The sequence below is a fragment of the Bradyrhizobium sp. STM 3557 genome (assembly GCF_045571465.1).
Lineage (GTDB): Bacteria > Pseudomonadota > Alphaproteobacteria > Rhizobiales > Xanthobacteraceae > Bradyrhizobium.
Map to the genome: position 1 here is coordinate 6,061,411 of NZ_CP120697.1, position 18,960 is coordinate 6,080,370.

13 protein-coding genes are annotated in these 18,960 nt (G+C 65.2%); 4 read left to right on the forward strand and 9 right to left on the reverse strand.

Features of this window, described 5'->3' with window-relative positions:
* Positions 1–61: 61 nt before the first annotated feature.
* The 3 genes from P6U24_RS28025 to P6U24_RS28035 all read right to left on the reverse strand — a co-directional run bounded on the left by P6U24_RS28025 (position 62) and on the right by P6U24_RS28035 (position 3,960).
* A complete protein-coding gene (locus P6U24_RS28025) occupies positions 62–1,255 on the reverse strand; it encodes a pyridoxal-phosphate-dependent aminotransferase family protein (protein WP_407155679.1) in 1,194 nt (397 codons plus the stop codon).
* 122 nt (positions 1,256–1,377) lie between these two features.
* Entirely contained in the window at positions 1,378–2,661 is a 1,284-nt protein-coding gene (locus P6U24_RS28030) for an MFS transporter (RefSeq protein WP_407155680.1), read from the reverse strand.
* Between the two features lie 90 nt (positions 2,662–2,751).
* Entirely contained in the window at positions 2,752–3,960 is a 1,209-nt protein-coding gene (locus tag P6U24_RS28035; protein ID WP_407155681.1) for a pyridoxal-phosphate-dependent aminotransferase family protein, read from the reverse strand.
* Positions 3,961–4,085: 125 nt separating this feature from the next.
* Here P6U24_RS28035 and P6U24_RS28040 point away from each other — a divergent pair, with 125 nt between their 5' ends.
* From P6U24_RS28040 to P6U24_RS28055, 4 genes are all read left to right on the forward strand, one after another.
* Entirely contained in the window at positions 4,086–4,853 is a 768-nt protein-coding gene (locus P6U24_RS28040; protein ID WP_407155682.1) for a GntR family transcriptional regulator, read from the forward strand.
* A gap of 109 nt (positions 4,854–4,962) precedes the next feature.
* Positions 4,963–7,947 (forward strand): FAD-binding and (Fe-S)-binding domain-containing protein, encoded by a 2,985-nt coding sequence (locus P6U24_RS28045; RefSeq protein WP_407155683.1) that lies wholly within the window; start codon positions 4,963–4,965, stop codon positions 7,945–7,947.
* 2 nt (positions 7,948–7,949) lie between these two features.
* Complete coding sequence (locus tag P6U24_RS28050; RefSeq protein WP_407155684.1) at positions 7,950–8,378, forward strand: GlcG/HbpS family heme-binding protein; 429 nt, start codon at positions 7,950–7,952, stop codon at positions 8,376–8,378.
* 110 nt (positions 8,379–8,488) lie between these two features.
* On the forward strand, positions 8,489–9,547 hold the full coding sequence (locus tag P6U24_RS28055; protein WP_407155685.1) for an SDR family oxidoreductase: 1,059 nt from the start codon (positions 8,489–8,491) through the stop codon (positions 9,545–9,547).
* Here the strand turns inward: P6U24_RS28055 and P6U24_RS28060 are convergent.
* The 6 genes from P6U24_RS28060 to P6U24_RS28085 all read right to left on the reverse strand — a co-directional run bounded on the left by P6U24_RS28060 (position 9,525) and on the right by P6U24_RS28085 (position 18,926).
* Positions 9,525–10,367, reverse strand: coding sequence for a GNAT family N-acetyltransferase (locus P6U24_RS28060; RefSeq protein WP_407160614.1), 843 nt, complete (start codon positions 10,365–10,367; stop codon positions 9,525–9,527). The two genes, P6U24_RS28055 and P6U24_RS28060, sit on opposite strands and share 23 nt — an antisense overlap.
* Positions 10,368–10,833: 466 nt before the next feature.
* Positions 10,834–11,610 (reverse strand): enoyl-CoA hydratase/isomerase family protein, encoded by a 777-nt coding sequence (locus tag P6U24_RS28065; RefSeq protein ID WP_407155686.1) that lies wholly within the window; start codon positions 11,608–11,610, stop codon positions 10,834–10,836.
* A gap of 71 nt (positions 11,611–11,681) precedes the next feature.
* Positions 11,682–12,416: an esterase/lipase family protein gene (locus tag P6U24_RS28070; protein WP_407155687.1), complete on the reverse strand. Its 735-nt coding sequence runs from the start codon at positions 12,414–12,416 to the stop codon at positions 11,682–11,684.
* The gene (locus P6U24_RS28075) at positions 12,413–15,820 is read right to left on the reverse strand and encodes an acyl-[ACP]--phospholipid O-acyltransferase (protein ID WP_407155688.1); all 3,408 of its coding nucleotides are present in this window, start codon (positions 15,818–15,820) and stop codon (positions 12,413–12,415) included. The genes P6U24_RS28070 and P6U24_RS28075 overlap by 4 nt, the downstream gene beginning before the upstream one ends.
* A gap of 255 nt (positions 15,821–16,075) precedes the next feature.
* Positions 16,076–16,321 (reverse strand): hypothetical protein, encoded by a 246-nt coding sequence (locus P6U24_RS28080; RefSeq protein WP_407155689.1) that lies wholly within the window; start codon positions 16,319–16,321, stop codon positions 16,076–16,078.
* Positions 16,322–16,820: 499 nt separating this feature from the next.
* On the reverse strand, positions 16,821–18,926 hold the full coding sequence (locus P6U24_RS28085; protein ID WP_407155690.1) for a molybdopterin oxidoreductase family protein: 2,106 nt from the start codon (positions 18,924–18,926) through the stop codon (positions 16,821–16,823).
* Positions 18,927–18,960 lie beyond the last annotated feature (34 nt).

Genomic DNA, 18,960 nt, shown 5'->3' on the forward strand with positions numbered 1-18,960 from the left:
ACAGGCTTAGAACCAATCGCCATCGCGTTCCACGCACTTGTTCTGATATCAGCGATGCATCTCAGGCGACGTTCGGCATCGCCGCAGCCTCGCGCTTCTTCAGGACATCCATTGCTGCCAGCACGCCGCCGCTGCGGTGCGGCACTCCGGCGAGCTCCAGCCCCATCTCGACGCCGGACAGGGTGCCCATCAGCATCAGGTCGTTGAAATGGCCGATATGGCCGATGCGGAAGACCTTGCCCTTGATCTTGTTCAGGCCGGTGCCGAGCGACATGTCGAAATTCTCCAGCACCACCTTGCGGAAGGCGTCGGCATCATGGCCCTCGGGCATGACAGCGCCGGTCAACGCCGGCGAGTGCGCCTGCGGATCCTGACACTGCGTGTCCAGGCCCCAGACCTTCATCGCGGCACGGGTGGCGGCGCTGTGACGGCGATGGCGGGCGAACACGTTTTCATGGCCCTCCTCCTCCAGCATCTTCAAGGCCTCACGCAGGCCGAAGAGGAGATTGATCGCGGGCGTATAGGGGAACGTGCCGAGCTTGTTGAACGCGAGCATCTCCTGCCACTCCCAATAGGAGCGCAGGCCGGGATTGGCTTTGGCAGCCGCGAGCGCCTTCTCCGACACCGCGTTGAAGCCGAGGCCGGGCGGCAGCATCAGGCCCTTTTGCGAGCCGGCGACCGAGATATCGATGCCCCAGGCGTCGTGCTCATATTCCATCGAGCCAAGGCCGGAGATGGTGTCGACCATCAGCAGCGCCGGATGCGCCGTGCGGTCGAGCGCCTTGCGCACCTCGAGCGGCGGCGTGAGGCAGCCGGTCGAGGTCTCGTTATGCACGACGCAGACCGCCTTGATGGCGTGCGCCTTGTCGGCGGCGAGCCGCTGCTCGATCGCCGCGATGTCGGCGCCGTGGCGCCAGTCGCCGGGGACGAAATCGACGTCGAGCTTGAACTTCTCGGCGATGCCGCGCCAGAGCACGGCAAACTGACCGGTCTCGGCCATCAGCACCTTGTCGCCAGGCTGCAGCGTGTTGACGATCGCCGCTTCCCAGGCGCCGGTTCCGGACGACGGGTAGATGATCACAGGCTGGCGGGTGCGGAACATCCGCTGCATCCCCTCCAGCACGGCAAAGCCGAGCTCGGCGAATTCGGGGCCGCGATGGTCCAGAGACGGCATGTCCATGGCCCGCAGCACCCGGTCCGGCACGTTGGTCGGCCCTGGAATCTGGAGAAAATGCCGTCCCGTATGCAAAGTCATAGGCGTCCTTCCCGGTCTTCGGATTGGTTTGGCGGCTCGCATAGCACCAATCTCCCGCCTTGGACAACTTACGGGACAACATCAATCCACCAGACCGGGAAGCTGGCCGGCTCAGGCCGCCATCATTCGGCAGCCACGATCTTGCCCGACGGCAAAGCCTCGACAGTATCGGTGAAGGGCAGCTCGGGCCGCATCCAGAACGCCGAGACCGCACCGATCAAGAGCACGACCATCAGCATGATGAACGGCAGATACCAATTGCCGGTGGCGTCGATCACCACGCCTGCGACTAGCGGGGAAGCGATCGCTGCGCCCGCCGAGCCCATGTTCATGATCCCCGACGCCGTGCCCGAATATCGCGGGGCAATGTCCATCGGCACCGACCACATCGGGCCGATTACGAGCTCGGCGAAGAAGAAGCCGGCCGACAAGCACAGCGCGACGATGGTCATGTCGTGCACGAACAGAATCGGAAGCAGCGAGGCCAGCGCGCCGACAAAGCCCGCTACCGTTACGCCGAGCCGCGCCAAGCGCACGCTGCCGGTGCGCCTCAGCAGCGCGTCCGAGGCGATGCCGCCGACGCTGTCGCCGACCACGCCGGCGAAGAAGACGCCGGAGGCGAACAGGGCCGAATTCTTCAGATCGAGACCGTAGTTGTTCTTGAAGAACAGCGGCAGCCAGTTGAGGTAAAGCCAGAGACCCCAGCCGTAGCAGAAATAGGTCAGGGTCACCGGCCACATCCGGCGCAGCAGTGCTCCCCACGGCACCGGCGGCTTCGCGCCAGTGGGGCGCGGCGGCAGCGCAGCAAGCTCCGCCGCGGTGATGTGGCGATGCTCCTTCGGCTCGTTGCGGAAGTAGGCGACCCAGGCAACGCCCCAGAGCAGGCTGACGAGACCCAGCACCACGAACGAGCCGCGCCAGGTCAGCCAGGCCATCAGCACCGCCACCAGCGGCGGCGTCACCGAGTTACCGAGCCGTGAGAATGCGTGGGTCAGGCCCTGTGCGAAGCCACGGCTGCTCTCCGGTGTCCAGTACTGCATCGCACGCGTTGCGGTCGGGAAGGTCGCGCCCTCGCCGAAGCCGAGCGCAAAGCGGGCTAGGAACAGCGTCGGCAGGCTGTTGACGAAGCCGGTCGCGATGGTCGAGAGCGCCCAGATCATGCCGCACCAGAACAGCGTCTTGCGCGGCCCGAACGTGTCGCCGACCCAGCCGCCGGCCACCTGGAAGAGCAGATAGGGATAAGCGAAGGCGGAGAAGACGAAGCCGAGCTGAGTGTTGCTGAGCCCGAGGTCTTTCTGAATCCCGCTCGCCGCCGTGCTGATATTGACCCGGTCGACATAGGTGATGAAGTACATCACGCAGAGCATCGCGAGCACGACGTGCGTGGCCTTGAAGCGCGGTCCCATTTTCACTCCCGACTGTCGGAATGTTATTGAAGGCGTTGGCTCAGCAAGCAAAAACGCGGCGCCGTTGAACGACGCCGCGCTTCATGTCGATCAGGTCCCGACCACTTTGAGGCGGGAGGCCGCATTGCCGTCGGGGCGCTCTTCCAGCACCTTCATCGCGGCATCGACGCCGCCGGCGCGATGCGGGATTCCCGCGGCCACGAACCCCATCTCGACGCCGGAAAGCGCGCCGATCAGGGTGAGCTCGTTGCACTCGCCGAGATGGCCGATGCGGAACACCTTGCCGGCGACCTTCGACAGGCCGGACCCGAGCGACATGTTGTAGTTCTCCAGCACCACCTTGCGGTACTGGTCGGCGTCATAGCCGGGCGGCATCAGCACCGCGGTGAGCACCGGCGAGAAGTCCTTCGGCTCCTGGCACAGCACCTCGAGGCCCCAATGATTGACCGCGGCGCGGGTGGCGGCCGCCAGCCGCTGGTGGCGCGCGAAGACCTGATCGAGCCCCTCTTCGAGCAGCATCGCAATTGCTTCACGCAGGCCGTAAAGCAAATTGGTCGCCGGCGTGTAGGGGAAGAAGCCGTTCGCGTTCGGCTTCAGCATCTCTTCCCAATCCCAGAACGAGCGCGGCAGCTTGTTGGTCTTGGCGGCGGCGCGCGCCTTGTCGGAGATCGCGTTGAAGCCCAGCCCCGGCGGCAGCATGAAGCCCTTCTGCGAGCAGGAGACGGCGACGTCGACCCTCCACTCGTCGAAGCGGAAATCGGCCGAGCCGAGGCCGGAGATGGTGTCGACCATCAGAAGCGCCGGGTGCCCCGCGCGGTCGATCGCCGCGCGCACCTCGCCGATCCGGCTGGTGGCGCCGGTCGAGGTCTCGTTGTGCACCACCATGACGGCCTTGAGCTGATGCGCCTTGTCCGCCGTCAGCTTCTCCTCGATGACAGCCGGATCGACGCCGCGGCGCCAATCGCCCGGCACGAAATCGACCTCGATGCCCCATTTCGCCGCCATCTGCCGCCACAGCGTGGCGAAATGGCCGGTCTCGACCATCAGCACCTTGTCGCCCGGCGACAGCGTGTTGACGATGGCGGCCTCCCAGGCGCCGGTACCCGAGGACGGGTAGATGATGACTGGGCTGGTGGTCTTGAAGATCTTCTGCGAGCCCGAAAGCACCGCCTTGCCGAGCTCGCCGAATTCGGCGCTGCGGTGGTCGATGACCGGCATGTCCATGGCCCGCAGCACCCGATCCGGCACCGGGCTCGGCCCCGGAATCTGCAGAAAATGGCGTCCTTGATGGCGGGTCACAGGCAAATCTCCCTTGGGGCAGCGTTTTGGCGAGACAGAATTGCATTCAATTCAGCCAACGACAAGGCAATAATGAATTCAATTTCGCCATCGACGTGCCTTGCAACGACCGCTAGAGTTTCCCGATGAACTCAACGATTCCAGATGAGGCGGTCGCGGCGCCCACCGAAACCAGCGGCAAGGATGCGCCGGGGCGCGACGAGGTCTCGCTGCATGACGAGATCCTGTCGCGGCTGCGCGACTACATCGTCGAAGGCAATATCCCTGACGGCGCGCGCATCTCCGAGCGGCAACTCTGTGAAATGCTGAAGGTTTCCCGCACGCCCTTGCGTGAAGCCTTAAAAGTGCTGGCGGCTGAAGGGTTGCTTGAGCTGCTGCCGAACCGGGGTGCCCGGGTGCGCCCGTTGAGTGCGGACGATATCCGCGAACTGTTCGACCTGATGGGCGGCCTCGAGGGTCTCGCCGGCCGGCTCGCCTGCGAGCGGATTTCGGATGAAGAGATCGAAAAAATCGAGCAATTGCATCACGATATGTACGGCTTTTACATGCGCCGCGAGATGCAGGGCTATTTCCGGATGAACCAGCTCATCCATCACGCCATCGTCGAGGCCGCCGGCAACGCGGCACTGCGCACGACCTATGAGAGCTTGGCGGGGCGGATCAGGCGGGTGCGCTTCTCCGCCAATTTCGCCCATCAGCGGGAGCGCTGGAGCGAGGCAATGCGCGAGCACGAGGCGATCCTGGAGGCGCTCCGTCGCCGCTCCGGCAGCGAGCTCTCCGACAGCTTGTTCCAGCATCTGCGCAACAAGGGCGCGGCCGCGATCTCCTACCTCACCGAACCCGACGCTGCGCCCGCCCCCGCGACATCGACACGGCTTGCCAGAGCCGGCTGATTGTCCCGGCAGTATCGCTAGACTTGCATGCAAAATCTATTTAGGTCTAGCCGTAAATGAATGACGTCGGGCTGGGGTTGGCACCCCTGCCCCCCGACCGAGGAATTCCATGTCCCAAGCGCAAGCCGGCGCCTCGCGGCTCGAACAGAAGCTCAGCGCCGAGATCACGGGCGACGTCTTCTTCGACCGGTTCAATCGCGGCCGCTACGCCACCGATGCCTCCTTCTACCAGATCATCCCGGCCGGCGTGGTGGTGCCGCGCACGATCGACGAGGCGCTGCGAGCGCTTGCGATCGCCCGCGATGACGGCCGCATCGTCACCCCGCGCGGCGGCGGCACCTCGCAATGCGGCCAGACCGTCAATGAAGGCATCGTCGTCGACTTCTCAAAGCACCTGAACCGGATCATCTCGCTGGACATCGAGAACCGGACCTGCGTGGTCGAGCCCGGCATCGTGCTCGACGACCTCAACCGCCAGCTCAAGACGCATGGGCTGTGGTTTCCGGTCGACGTCTCCACCGCCTCCCGCGCCACCATTGGCGGCATGGCTGGCAACAATTCCTGCGGCGGCCGGAGCTTGCGCTACGGCACCATGCGCGACAACACGATTTCGATCGGCGCCGCACTCGCCGACGGCACGCAGCTGCATTTCGGCGAGGTCGCGCGCGATCTCGGCGAGCTGAACGCGCCCGACAGCGGCCGCGCGCTGTTCCGCGACATGCTGGCACTCGGCGCGCGCGAGGCGGCCGAGATCGCCGAACGTTTCCCGAAAGTGCAGCGCCGGGTCGGCGGCTACAATCTCGATGCGCTGACCCCGCGCAACGCCGCCAACAACATGGCGCATCTCCTGGTCGGCTCGGAGGGCACGCTCGCCTTCTCCACCCAGATCGAGCTCAAGCTATGGCCGCTGATCCGCAACAAGGTGCTCGGCGTCTGTCATTTCGGCAGCTTCTACGAGGCGATGGATGCCGCCCAGCACCTGGTCAAGCTGAAGCCGATCGCAGTCGAGCTGGTCGACCGCACCATGATCGCGCTGGGACGCGAGATCGCGATGTTCCAGCCGATCATCGGCGCTGCCGTGCGCGGCGATCCCGATGCGATCCTGGTGGTGGAGTTCGCCGAAGAAGACCAGGACCAGAACCTCGCCAAGCTGAAGCAGCTCACCCAGCTGATGGGCGATCTCGGCTTCGCCTGGGATCACGAGCCGCGCAAATGGGGCGGCGTGGTCGAGATATCAGATCCTGCGCTGCAGAGCGGCGTCGCCGAATTCCGCGCCGCCGGCCTCAACGTCATGATGTCGATGAAGCAGGAAGGCAAGCCGGTCTCCTTCGTCGAGGATTGCGCGGTGCCGCTGCCGCATCTCGCCGACTACACCGCGCGGCTCAACGACGTCTTCGCCAAGCACGGCACCCGCGGCACCATGTATGCGCACGCTAGCGAAGGCTGCCTGCATGTGCGGCCGGTGCTGAACCTTAAGCTGGAGAAGGACGTGCGCGCGATGCGCGCGATCGCCGAGGAAGCCTTCGCGCTGGTCCGCGAATACAAGGGCTCGCATTCCGGCGAGCATGGCGACGGCATCGTCCGCTCGGAATTCCACGAACAGATGTTCGGCTCGCGCATTGTCGACGACTTCCGCGAGGTGAAGAGGCGTTTCGATCCGGACAATGTGCTCAATCCGGGTCGCATCGTCGATCCGCCCAAAATGGACGATCGCTCGCTGTTCCGCTACCCACCGGACTATCACGTCGGCGATCTCAAGACCGTGCTCGACTGGTCGGCCTATCCCGGCAAGGGCGGCGGCTTCCAGGGCGCGGTCGAGATGTGCAACAACAACGGGGCCTGCCGCAAGCTCGAGGGCGGCGTGATGTGCCCGTCCTATCGTGCGACGCGCAATGAAAAGGACGTCACCCGCGGCCGCGCCAACACGCTGCGGCTCGCGATATCAGGCCAGCTCGGCCCCGACGCGCTGGCGTCGGACGAGATGATGGAGACGCTGAAGCTGTGCGTCTCCTGCAAGGCCTGCCGCCGCGAATGCCCGACCGGCGTCGATATGGCCAAGATGAAGATCGAGGTGCTGGCGGCGCGCGCGAAGAGCCGCGGCCTCACCTTGCGTGATCGTCTGGTGGGATATCTGCCGCGCTACGCCGACCTCGCCGCGACCTTCGCGCCGCTAATGAACCTGCGCAATCACAGCGCGCTGCTGCGCAAGCTGATGGAGCGCGTTGCCGGCATCAGCGCCAAGCGCAAGCTGCCGGCGTTCCGCCGCGACACCTTCAGCGTCGATGTTGAGGCCATGGGCCCGGAGAATGGCCGTGAGCTCGTGCTGTTCGCTGACACCTTCAACCGCATCTATGAGCGCGAGAACCTCGATGCCGCCTTGCGGGTGCTGCTCGCCGGCGGCTACCGCGTCTATATCCCGAAGCCGAGGGATGGTGGCCGGCCGCTGTGCTGCGGCCGCACCTTCCTCTCCGCAGGCCTGGTCGATCAGGCCGAGAGCGAGCTCAATCGCGTGGTCGAGACCTACGGACCGTTCGCCGCACGCGGCGTGCCGATCATCGGGCTCGAGCCCAGCTGCCTGCTGACCCTGCGCGACGAACTGCTGTCGCTCCGCGCCGACACCGCTGCGAAGACGATCAGCGCGCATGCGCTGCTGCTCGAGGAGTTTCTGGCGCGCGAGGCGGAGAGCGGCCGGCTGCAGCTTCCGCTCGCGCCCCTGTCCGGCAAGGCGCTGCTGCACGGCCATTGCCACCAGAAATCATTCGCGGCGTTCAAGCCGGTCGAGCAGGTGCTGCGGCTGATTCCGGAACTCGCTGTCGAGACTATCGAGTCCTCCTGCTGCGGCATGGCCGGCGCGTTCGGCTATGGCGCCGATACTCACGAGGAATCGATGGCGATGGCCGAGGCTTCACTGCTGCCGGCCGTCCGCAAGGCCGATGCGGCCACCTTCATTGTCGCCGACGGCACCTCATGCCGTCACCAGATTCAGGACGGCGCCGCCCGCGGCGCGGTGCATGCGGCGCAGATCCTGGCGATGAGCCTCGACCGCGCGCCCTCCTCCCCCAAGAACTTCATTGCCGATCACAGAGGACACTGACCATGGCCGACCTTACGCTCGACACCGCCCGCAAGATCCTCGATGCCGCGCTCGCCAAGGCGGTCGAGAAAAAGCTGAAGCCGCTCGTCATCACGGTTCTGGACGCCCGCGGCGCGGTGAAGGTCACGGCCGCACAGGATGGCACCAGCCTGATGCGGGCCGAGGTTGCGCACGGCAAGGCCTATGGCGCGCTGGCACTCGGCCTGGGTTCGCGGGCGCTGTTCCAGCGCGCGCAGGAGCAGGCCTATTTCATCGACGCGGTGAACACGCTGGCGCAGGGCCGCATGGTGCCGGTGCCCGGCGGCGTCCTGATCATGGACGGCGCCAAGGTGCTCGGTGCCGTCGGCGTCTCCGGCGACACCTCGGACAATGACGAGATCTGCGCCATCGCCGGCATCGAGGCCGCCGGGCTGAAGCCGAACGCCGGCTGAGCACAGGGCGCAGCCACGGAGCTTACCAAAGCTTCAGCGGTGCGGCACCCTGGCGTCGGAAACATCGATGGCGGGCAGACGTTGATAGATGGGGCATCCGGAGATTTAACATGCCGCGTCAACGACACCCCCGCACTGTCATCATCACCGGCGCTTCGGCGGGCGTTGGCCGCGCCATCGCCAATCGGTTTGGGCAAACCGGCGACCGCGTCGGGCTCATTGCGCGTGACGCAACTGCGCTGCAGGATGTGCGGAGCGAACTGGAGCGCTCCGGTGCGCACGCCGAATTCGAGGCGGTCGACGTGGCGGACGCCAACGCGCTGTTCGCCGCGGCAGCGCGGCTCGAAGAGCGACTCGGCCCGGCCGATGTCTGGATCAACGACGCGATGGAAACGGTGTTCTCGATGGTGTCCGACATGACGCCGGAGGAATTCCGTCGGGTTACCGAGGTGACCTATCTGGGCTTCGTCTACGGCACCATGGCCGCCCTGACGTCGATGCGGCCGCGCAACCAGGGCCGCATCATCCAGATCGGCTCGGCACTCGCCTATCGCGGCATCCCGCTGCAGTCGGCCTATTGCGGCGCCAAGCACGCGATCCGCGGCTTCACGGATTCGCTCCGCACCGAGTTGCTCAACGAGGGCTCCGGCATCACGATCAGCATGGTGGATCTGCCGGCGGTGAATACGCCGCAATTCGACTGGGCGCGCGCGCATATCCCGTACTCACCGCGCCCGATGGGCCAGCCGGTCGAGCCCGAGGTGATCGCCGATGCGGTTTATCGCGTCGTCGATGGGCCGTTTCGCGAATACTGGATCGGCTGGCAGACGCTGCTCACCATTCTCGGCAACGCCATCGCGCCCGCTTTTCTCGATCGCTATCTCGCGCGCAGGGCGGTTACCGGGCAGCAGACCGATGTACCGCTGGTGCCCGACCACACCGACAATCTCGATCGCCCCGTGACGCGGTTGCATCGGACCCGCGGCTCGTTCAGCAACGAAGCCGCGCAGCGCGCGATGCTGATTCCCGGCGACGTTGCGCGCGCGGCCACTGTCGCACTCGGCGCCCTGCTGTTCTTCGCGGCCGGCGCGGCATCGGCCAACGCAAAGAAGCGGCGAAGACCTCGATACGCACGGACAAGGCCTGTCAGCCTAGCTCGAAGGTCGTGACGCCGAACACCCGCTCCATCCGCAGCGGCGGGATCGGTCCGGTATACATGCGCGCGGTTTCGAACACCGGTGCAAGTCCGAGACCTTGCGCCAGCGCGACGGCATCGCGATTGATCGCGGGGGCGTCAAGGAAGACCTCGGCATGAGCGACCTCAGCCAACAAGGCTGACAGCACCGCTTCGGCAGTGCCGCGATCATCGGCGACCAGCGGCCCGATCTTGTAGCCCGTCCGGCACGGACGGACGACGCCCCAGCCGACAAGCTCGCCGCCCCGCATCAGCGCGCGCCCGACATGCCCGGGTGCGCTGATCCAGCTCTTCAGAAAGGCACTGCGCCGTGCCGGAAACACAGTTGCATCGGACGCTTCGACTGCGGCGAACGGAATTTCGGTCAGCGGAACGATACCGGCTTGCCGGCTTCTCGGGGCCTTGGCGATCCCGCCATAGCGGAGATTGGCGTAGGCGTAATCGAATCCGGATTTCTTGTAGTTGTCCTGCTGCGCGACCACGCCATCGAGCCCAACGACGCGGCTGCCCGCATGCGCCATCGCCGCGTTCCAGATGCGCAGACCGTGGCCGCGGCCGCGCAGATCCGGGCGCACGATGTAGAAACCGAGAAAGGCGAAGCGTTCGTCGTAATTGACACAGGAAATCGTCGCGACAGGCTCACCGTCCCGCTCGGCGACGAGAAAGCCATCCGGATCGACCGCGGCGAAACAGGCGGTATCGGCCAGCCCGGGATTCCAGCCCTCGGCCGCCGCCCAGTCCGTCGCGAGCGCAATCTCGTCCGGTCGCATCGATCGAATGCACAAGCTGCCGATTTCGGAATGTTCGACAGATCGCATCATGCGCTCGCCTTGTTTCCCGCAGCACCGATCATCTATGATGAAGCTAATGGGTCGTCAGGGCAAGCTCGGCTGGAAGCCCTCCAGCGCGAAATGCCGCAAGATCACGCGCACGTCGCCATAGACTGCTGGCAGCTGAATCAGAAATATCACCTTCCGCTCATTGCAAGAAGCGAAGTGACGGATTGCTCCAGGCTTCGCGCTTTCTGGATTGCTTCGCTCGCAATGTCGCGCCACCTCCTCCGCTGTCGTCCCGGACAAGCGAACGCAGTGAGAGCGATCCGGGATCCATAATCACGGGATGTCGTATGCGCGAGCTGGAGCTAACGGCGTGCTCAATCACAGCGGCCGGTGGTTATGGGTCCCGGCGTTCGCCGGGACGACACCAGGGATGCGGCGAGGCCGTCGTAGTACAACTAACTGCGAGATATCGCGTAGCACATTACTTCCCCGTCCACACCGGCTTGCGCTTCTCGGCGAACGCCTTCAGCCCTTCCTTGGCGTCCTCGGTCATGGCCAGCAGCGCGATCTGGCTTTCCAGATAGGCGATGCTCTCGTCGAACGACATCGCGCCAATGGCGCGCATGGCATACTTGCCGCGGCGGATCGCGGTCGGCGACTTGTCGATGATGCGGCCGATCAGCCAGTCGATCTTGGCGTCGAGCTCGGCTGCCGGCACCACATGATTGAGCAGGCCCGCGGCCATCGCGGCCTTCGCATCGAACGGCTCGCCGGTCAGCGCCCATTCGTTGATGAGCCGCCGTGGCGCGATGTTCTGCAGCAGGCTGAGCACCTGCATCGGGAACACGCCGACCTTCACCTCCGGCAGGCCGAAGATCACGTGATCGGCGGCTATCGCCATGTCGGTCATGCACAAGAGGCCCATGCCGCCGGCCATGCAGACGCCGTTGACGCGCGCAATCGCCGGCTTGGTCGCGTTCTGCGACAGGCGCAAGAGATCGGCATAATCGACATTGGGCCGGGAGAAATCCGTCGCAAACGCTGCACCCGAATTCTGCAGGTCGGCGCCGGCGCAGAATGCCTTCTCGCCCGCGCCGGTCAGCACGATCACCCGCACCTCCGCATCTTCATGCGCCTTCGCGTAGCCGCGCGCGATGCCGGCGATGACGTCGCCATTGAGCGCATTGCGCTTGTCCGGCCGGTTGATGGTGATCCAGAGGGACTGTCCGCGCTTGTCGAGGATGACGCTGTCGGTCATGGCATTGCCTATGTGCTAGCCGAAAAACGAGATTGTCGCCGGATAGCGGCGCCAGGCAAGGAAAGCTTGCGTCAGCCCGCCACGCGATGCGCATCGCGCGCGGTTCGCCACATCGAACGAACAGTCTCGAATCGCCCATGGCGCAGGAACGCGATGGTCTGTCTGACGGAGGTGGGGTGGACCAAGAGGCCCATATGCGAGGCCTTGACCGTGGTGTGATCGGCCATGTCATCGAGCTTGCAACTCTCGACCGAAACACGGCCGTCATTCGGCCAAGGCAACAGTAAGAGGGCCGAGATCGGATCGAGGAAGCGGTTGCCGGCGATGATGCCGACCTCGTAGTCGAGCGGCGGCAATGCAGCCAAGGTCGCATCCTTGGTGGTCACGAGCTGCAGGCCGGCCGGGCCGAAATAGGCGCGGTAGAGCGAGACGTCCTTGAGGCGATCGGCCACCTCGCTGCCGCCGTTCGGCGTGCCCAGCATGACGACGCGGCCGAGTCTCAGAGGTCGATGCCTGGCGATATAGACCCGCGCCAGCAGCCCGCCCATCGAATGGGTAACGAAATGGATCGGGCCGGCGTGTGCGGCGGCAAAGGCGGCGATCGCAGGGTGGATGTCCTCAGCCAGCCTGTCCAGCGGCTTCTTGCGGCTCTGATAGTCGAGATTGAGCGTTGCAAAGCCGGCGCGCTGCAGCGCCCGTTCCATCCGGCGCAGCATCAATGAGCGGCCGGCGATGCCGTGCAGCAGCACGACCCCCGCTGTGCAGGGGCCGCTCTGTTTCGATCGTGTGGGCAGCGAAGACCTCACGCCACGTCGCGCTCCTGAACAGCGCCGCCTTGCTCCTCGGCCAGCGCCTTGGCGGTGACATAGTCGGTCTTGCCGCTGCCGAGCAGCGGCACCTTGTCGACCACCATGATGGTCGCCGGCACGGCAAGCTCGGGCGCGCCCTGCGCCTTCGCCTGGCGCTGCATCGCGCTGCGCTCGGCGTCCTTCTGCGTGGTCAGCAGCACGATGCGCTCGCCCTTGCGCTGATCGGGGATCGACACCGCGACCGAAGTCGCCTGCGGCCACAACGCGGCTGCGATGGCTTCGACCACCGAGAGCGAGACCATCTCGCCAGCGATCTTGGCAAAACGCTTGGCGCGCCCCTTGATCGTGATGAAGCCCTGCGCATCGATGGTGACGATGTCGCCGGTGTCGTGCCAACCCTCAGGGAGCGGTTCCAGCACGCCGGGATTTTCCGCACGCAGATAGCCAAGCATCACGTTGGGGCCGCGCACCGACAGCCGGCCGCCCTCCTCGATGCCCGGCACCGGGTCGAGGCGGGCTTCCATCAGCGGCGACAGCCGGCCGACGGTACCGACACGATTAGCCATCGGCGTGTTCATCGCCAGCACCGGGGCAGTCTCGGTGACGCCGTAGCCTTCCAGCACACGGATGCCGTAGCGCTCCATATAGACCTGCCGCGTGCGGTCCTTGACCGGCTCGGCGCCGGCGATCACCAGCCGCAGGGTGCGGAAATCGTAGGCGTGGGCCGAACGGGCATAGCCGGTCAGGAAAGTGTCGGTGCCGAACAGGATGGTGGCGCCGGTCTGATAGATCAGCTCGGGCACGATCCGGTAATGCAGCGGCGATGGATACATGTAGATCGGAATGCCCGCCAACATGGGCATCATCAAGCCGCCGGTGAGGCCAAATGAGTGGAACACCGGCAGCACGTTGAACACCTTGTCATTGGCATTGGCGTCGACGCGGGCCAGCGCCTGCGCCGCATTGGCGAGGATGTTGCGATGGGACAGCACGACACCCTTGGGCGTGCCCTCCGAGCCCGAGGTGAACAGGATCACCGCGGGATCATTGGCCGTGCGCGCCACGCGCGGGGCGATGCCGTCGAGCAGGCCCTTGATCTTGTCGATGATGGAGACCGCGGCGCGCACGTCCTCGAGATAGACGACTCGCGCCTGGCCCTCGATCGCCGCCATCAGTTTATCGAGCTTGCCCTTATCAATGAAGGCCTGCGAGGTCAGCACGGTCGTCACCTGCGCCGCCTTCATCGCCGCCAGCACGTTGACGGGACCAGCCGAGAAATTGAGCATCGCCGGCACCCGGCCGATCGACTGCAGCGCCATGAACACGACGGCGACACCGGCCGAGTTCGGCAGCAGCACGCCGATGTTCTCGCCGACCGCGGTGCCCTCCTCCAGCGTGCGGGACAGCACCTGCGCGCCGAGCAGCAGCTTGCGATAGGTGAGCTGGGTCCCGAGCGGATCCTCGATCAGCACCTTGCCGGTATCGCGGTCACGATAGGCATGCGCCAGCGCCTCGAACAGCGTGTGGTCGAGCATCGCGTTCTTGACCATGGCATCGATCATCACGTCCTGCAGCTTAGCGCCCGCGGCATTGCGGCGGGTCTTGCCCTTCAGCGACGTGTCGATGTCGAGCTTCACCGGCGGCAGGATCGAGACCGTCACCTTGGGGAACCAGGAGCGCTTGATCTCGCCGTTGTTGAGGTAGCTGAGATGCGAGCGCTGCGCGCCCTCGATGCGCACGGGCACGACCACGGCATCGGCCTTGTCGGCGATCATCGCGGTGCCGTCATAGACCTTCATCAACGAGCCGGAGACGGTGATCCGCCCTTCGGGAAAGATCACCACCGGCTCGCTGGCTGCGACGAGCTTGATCAGGTCGCGCGCGCCGAGCGGCTTGGTCGGATCGATGGTGATGTGGCGGACCATCTTCAGGAAGATCTTCGCCCACCACGCTTTGGAGATTCCGGTGTCGACCGCGAAGGTGGCGTCGATTGGCAGCACCGCGTGCAGCAGCGGGCCGTCGATCAGGCTGACATGATTGGGCGCGATCAGCATGCGGGTGCCGACCGGCGGCAGGTTCTCCAGCCCGCGCACCTCGGTACGGAATAGCGCCCGGACCAGCAGCGCGCCGAAGTCGCGCACGCCTTCGCGGCCCCATTTGCTAAGCACGAACCAGACCGAGCCAAAGCTTGCGAGCGCCAGACCAAAGAAGATCCAGGCCACGGAAAGGCCCGCCGCCTGCAGACCCGCGACAACCAGCGAGCCCACCACCATGAAGGCGGCCTGCAAGACGTTGCCGGCGGCGATCACGCGGGCACGCGCGGATGGCTCCGACCAGGCCTGGACCGCGGCAAAGGACGGCACCACGAACAAGCCGCCGCCGAAGGCAAACAGCGCGAAGTCGATCAGCAGATGCAGGCCCGCCCAGGACGTGACGAAGGCGCCCGACGTGATGTCGGCGCCGGTCGTGGTGGTGCCGATGGCCCAGGCAAGATCGAGCCCGATCACGCCCATCATGATGGCACCGATCGGCACCAGCGCCAGATTGGGCCTGACATGGCTGAGCTGGGCTGCAAACAGCGAGCCGACCGCAATGCCGATGGCGAAGATCGCAAGGCACAGCGTGACGACGCCTTCGCTGCCGCCGACCACGCCCTTGATCAGCGCGGGCAGCAGCGACAGCACGACCGCACCGGCGAGCCAGAACCAGGAGACGATGATCATGCCGTCCCACAGCCGCGGCTCGGCATAGAGCGACTTCAACAGATGCGCGGTCGAGGTCCAGGGATTGGAGGTGATGCGGAGCTCTGGCGCGGACGGTGCCGTATGCGGGATGCGCGACGCCGAGGCCCAGGAGAGCAGCGCGAGCCCGACAACCGCCAGGGACACGAGGCCCATATGGGTCGAGCCCGACACGAGCTGACCGCCCGCGATGGTGCCGATCAGGATCGCCATGAAGGTCGCGCCTTCGACCAGCGCGTTGCCGGTGGCGAGCTCACCGACCGTGAGTTGGTCCGGCAGCATCGCGTATTTCACCGGCCCGAACAGCGCCGCGACGACGCCGAACATCGCCAGCGCGATGAACAGCAGCGGCACGGAATGCATGAAGAAGCCAAGCGCCGCGAACACGGCGGCAAATATTTCGACGAATTTCAGCCGGCGGGCGACGACGCCCTTGACGTATTTGTCGGCAAGCTCACCGCCGAGCCCGGACAGGATGAAGAACGGGAAGATGAACACGGCGCCCGCGACGGTGACCAGTGCGTCGCCATGGCTGGCGACCGCGCCATAGAGCAGCATGATGACCAGCGCGTTCTTCAGCACATTATCATTCAGCGCCGAGCAGAATTGCGCCCAGAACAGCGGCGCGAAGCGGCGGGACGACATCAACTGCTTGATCATGAGTCTTTCCTGCTGTGCAGCGGCTGATGCTTGGAAAGCGCCGCGACCTTGTCGAAATGAGGGACCGATTATCGAGAACGCAAACAACGACGCGCGGGCGGAAACACAACGAGACCGCCGCCGAGCTGGCCTGAGGATGTCGCGAAAGTGATGGACGAAAAGCTTATCCGGGTACGCGGAAGCCGATCGGTGCGGGCGGCATGTTGGGACATGGTGATCACTTCGTTGCACTGGAAACGAGGATTGGCGCGACCTTTAGGTCAGTTCACTCAGGTAATGCAGACAACCGAACAGGCCGCGACGGCGGGCGCGATGCCCGCCGCGGCCGGCCGCCCGATACAGGCTGGAGGCGGCCCGCCGTGCCGCGCGCCGGGCGGCAAGAAGACCGCCGACATCGCAGGCATTGGCGATCCGCTCGACCGGCGCCATTACCAAGTGAGAGACGATCCGGACCAAACCGTTCACCAAGGCGATGGCATCGTCCGAGAAGAGGTTCGGCATTCGCGTAGTCTGGGTTGTCATCGCGGCCTCGCATTTTTGAGCAACGCTCAAAATTCTTAGCGCAAAAATGAGCGACGCTCAAGCGGAAAATGCATAAGCCCGTACAAGTCATGGAAATAAGCCCTGAGGCGGTCCGTTCGCGCACGCCAGACTGCTGCGCAAGTCATTGTTTGAGAACAACTTCTGTCCCGACTGCCAGATCCGGCCCTGGCCCGATCGGCTAGACGCCTTGTTCCTAAGTCTCGGGCTTGTTGATACGGCCCCTATCATCGTCCGCCACCCGGTCCGGCCTTCGGCCGGCCGGATGACAGGCTCCTGCGGACGATCCAGTACGCCGTGACGTCTCTGTTCGATCTCTTCTGCCGCGGATTACTGGATGCTCCGCCGGAGCCTGTCCTCGGGCTCGCCAAAGGCGAGACCCGGGGGCGGAGCATGACAGCGTTGAAGATGGCGAGAGCTCAACCCATCCTGCGACGGCCGATTGCATGGAAACGGTGTTCTAGGCCGTCGCGATGCGATCCACCGCGCCTTTGCGCAGCCACACCTTGTTGTCGTGGAAGGCGGCGCCACCGATGGGCGCGATGGTGTCGGCGCCGGTGAGCATGTTGATGCCGCGGCCCCCGAGATGAGCGTGATTGGGATGGATGGATTCGGCGATCAGGACCCCGCGCCGCACGCCCTCGAACAACCGCGCCACCAGGGAGGTCTCGCCCCGGTCGTTGCCGAGCGTCACTGCATCACCATCAGCGATATCGAGCGCGGCGGCATCGAGCGGATGGATCATCACCGAAGGAGCGCCCTCGCGGGCCTGGGATGACGGCGTCTCGTTGAAGGTGGTGTTGAGGAACGAGCGCGACGGGCTGGTCGCGAGCCGGAACGGATGGCGCTGATCGACGTCCTCGATGACGGCCCAGTGGTCGGGCAGCGACGGCATGCTCGCGATATCGCCCATCGGCCGGCCGAACGGCGGATGCGCCCAATCGGCCTTGAAGTGGAATTTGCCGTCCTTGTGCGCAAAACCATCGAGGTAATGCGAGGTGCGGAAGTCCGGCTGCAAATCTCGCCAGATGTCGGCTTCCAGGCCTGCGATGTCGCCGTGGCCGCTGCGCTTCAAGGTGGCGTCGATCAGTTCGCGCGGCGTCATCTCGAAACCGGGATGGACGGCGCGCAGGCGGCGCGCCAGAGCCTGCAGCACGTCGTGGTTGGAGCGGCACTCGCCCGGCGGATCGATCAGCTTCGGGCCGACCGAGATGTGCTGGTGGCCGCCGCCGTAATAGACGTCGTCATGTTCCATGAACATCGTGGCCGGCAATACGATATCGGCCATTTGCGCGGTCTCGGTCATGAACTGCTCATGGACAGCGACGAACAGATCCTCGCGCGCAAAGCCTTGGCGGACGAGCGCCTGCTCCGGCGCCACCGTCATCGGATTGGTGTTCTGGATCAGCATCGCCTTGACGGGACCGCCGCCGCACAGCGCCACGGGATCGCCGGTCAGGATGCGGCCGATCTGTGATTGGTCCAGAATCCGGACGTTCTGATCGATTGCATCATGACCTTCGATGACGGCCTCGTCGAAGCCCCACAGTGCGGCATTGTTGAAGAAGGCGCCGCCGCCTTCATATTGCCAGGCTCCCGTGACCGCCGGAATGCACAGAGCCGCGTGCATCTGCGTGGCGCCGTTGCGGCTGCGCGTGAAGCCATAGCCGAGCCGGATGAACGTGCGCTTGGTCTCGCCGATCGCGCGCGCGAACGCCTCGACCTCCGCCACGGGCACGCCGCAGATCGCGGACGCCCATTCCGGCGTGCGCGTCTTAAGATGCGCCTCCAGCTCCGCCGGACAATCGGTGTAGCGGTCCATGTAGTCGCGGTCGGCATAGCCGTCGCGGAACAGCACATGCATGACGCCGCAGGCGAACGCGCCGTCGGTGCCCGGACGCAGGATGATGCGGATGTCCGCCTGCTTCATGGTCTCGTTGTCGTAGACGTCGACCGCCGCGATTCTGGCGCCGCGCTCCTTCCGGGCACGCGCGGCGTGGGTCATCACGTTCACCTGTGTGTTCACGGGGTTGGTGCCCCAGATCACCACTAGGTCAGAGAGCGCCATCTCGCGCGGATCGACGCCGGCGATCTTGCCGGTGCCGATCGCAAAGCCGATCCGCGCGACGTTGGCGCAGATGGTCGAGTAGAAGCGCGAATATCTCTTCACATGAGTCAGGCGATTGATGCCGTCGCGCATCACGAGGCCCATGGTGCCGGCATAGTAATAGGGCCAGACCGACTCAGCCCCGAAGTCCCGCTCGGCCGCGAGGAAGCGACGCGCGATCTCGTCCAGCGCCTCATCCCAGGTGATGCGCGCAAACTCCCCCGAGCCTTTGGGTCCCGTGCGGCGCAGCGGATGCATCAGCCGCTCCGGATGATGAATGCGCTCGGCGTAGCGGGCGACCTTGGCGCAGATGACGCCAGCAGTATAGGTCTGCTTCTTCGAGCCGCGCACCCGGCCAATCGTCGCTCCGTCGAGCACCTCGACGTCGAGCGCACAGGCCGAGGGGCAATCATGCGGACAGGTGGAATGGCGGATCTGGAGTCGGGTCTGCTGGTTCATGACGAAATTGGTAACACCAAAATGAGCGTCAGCC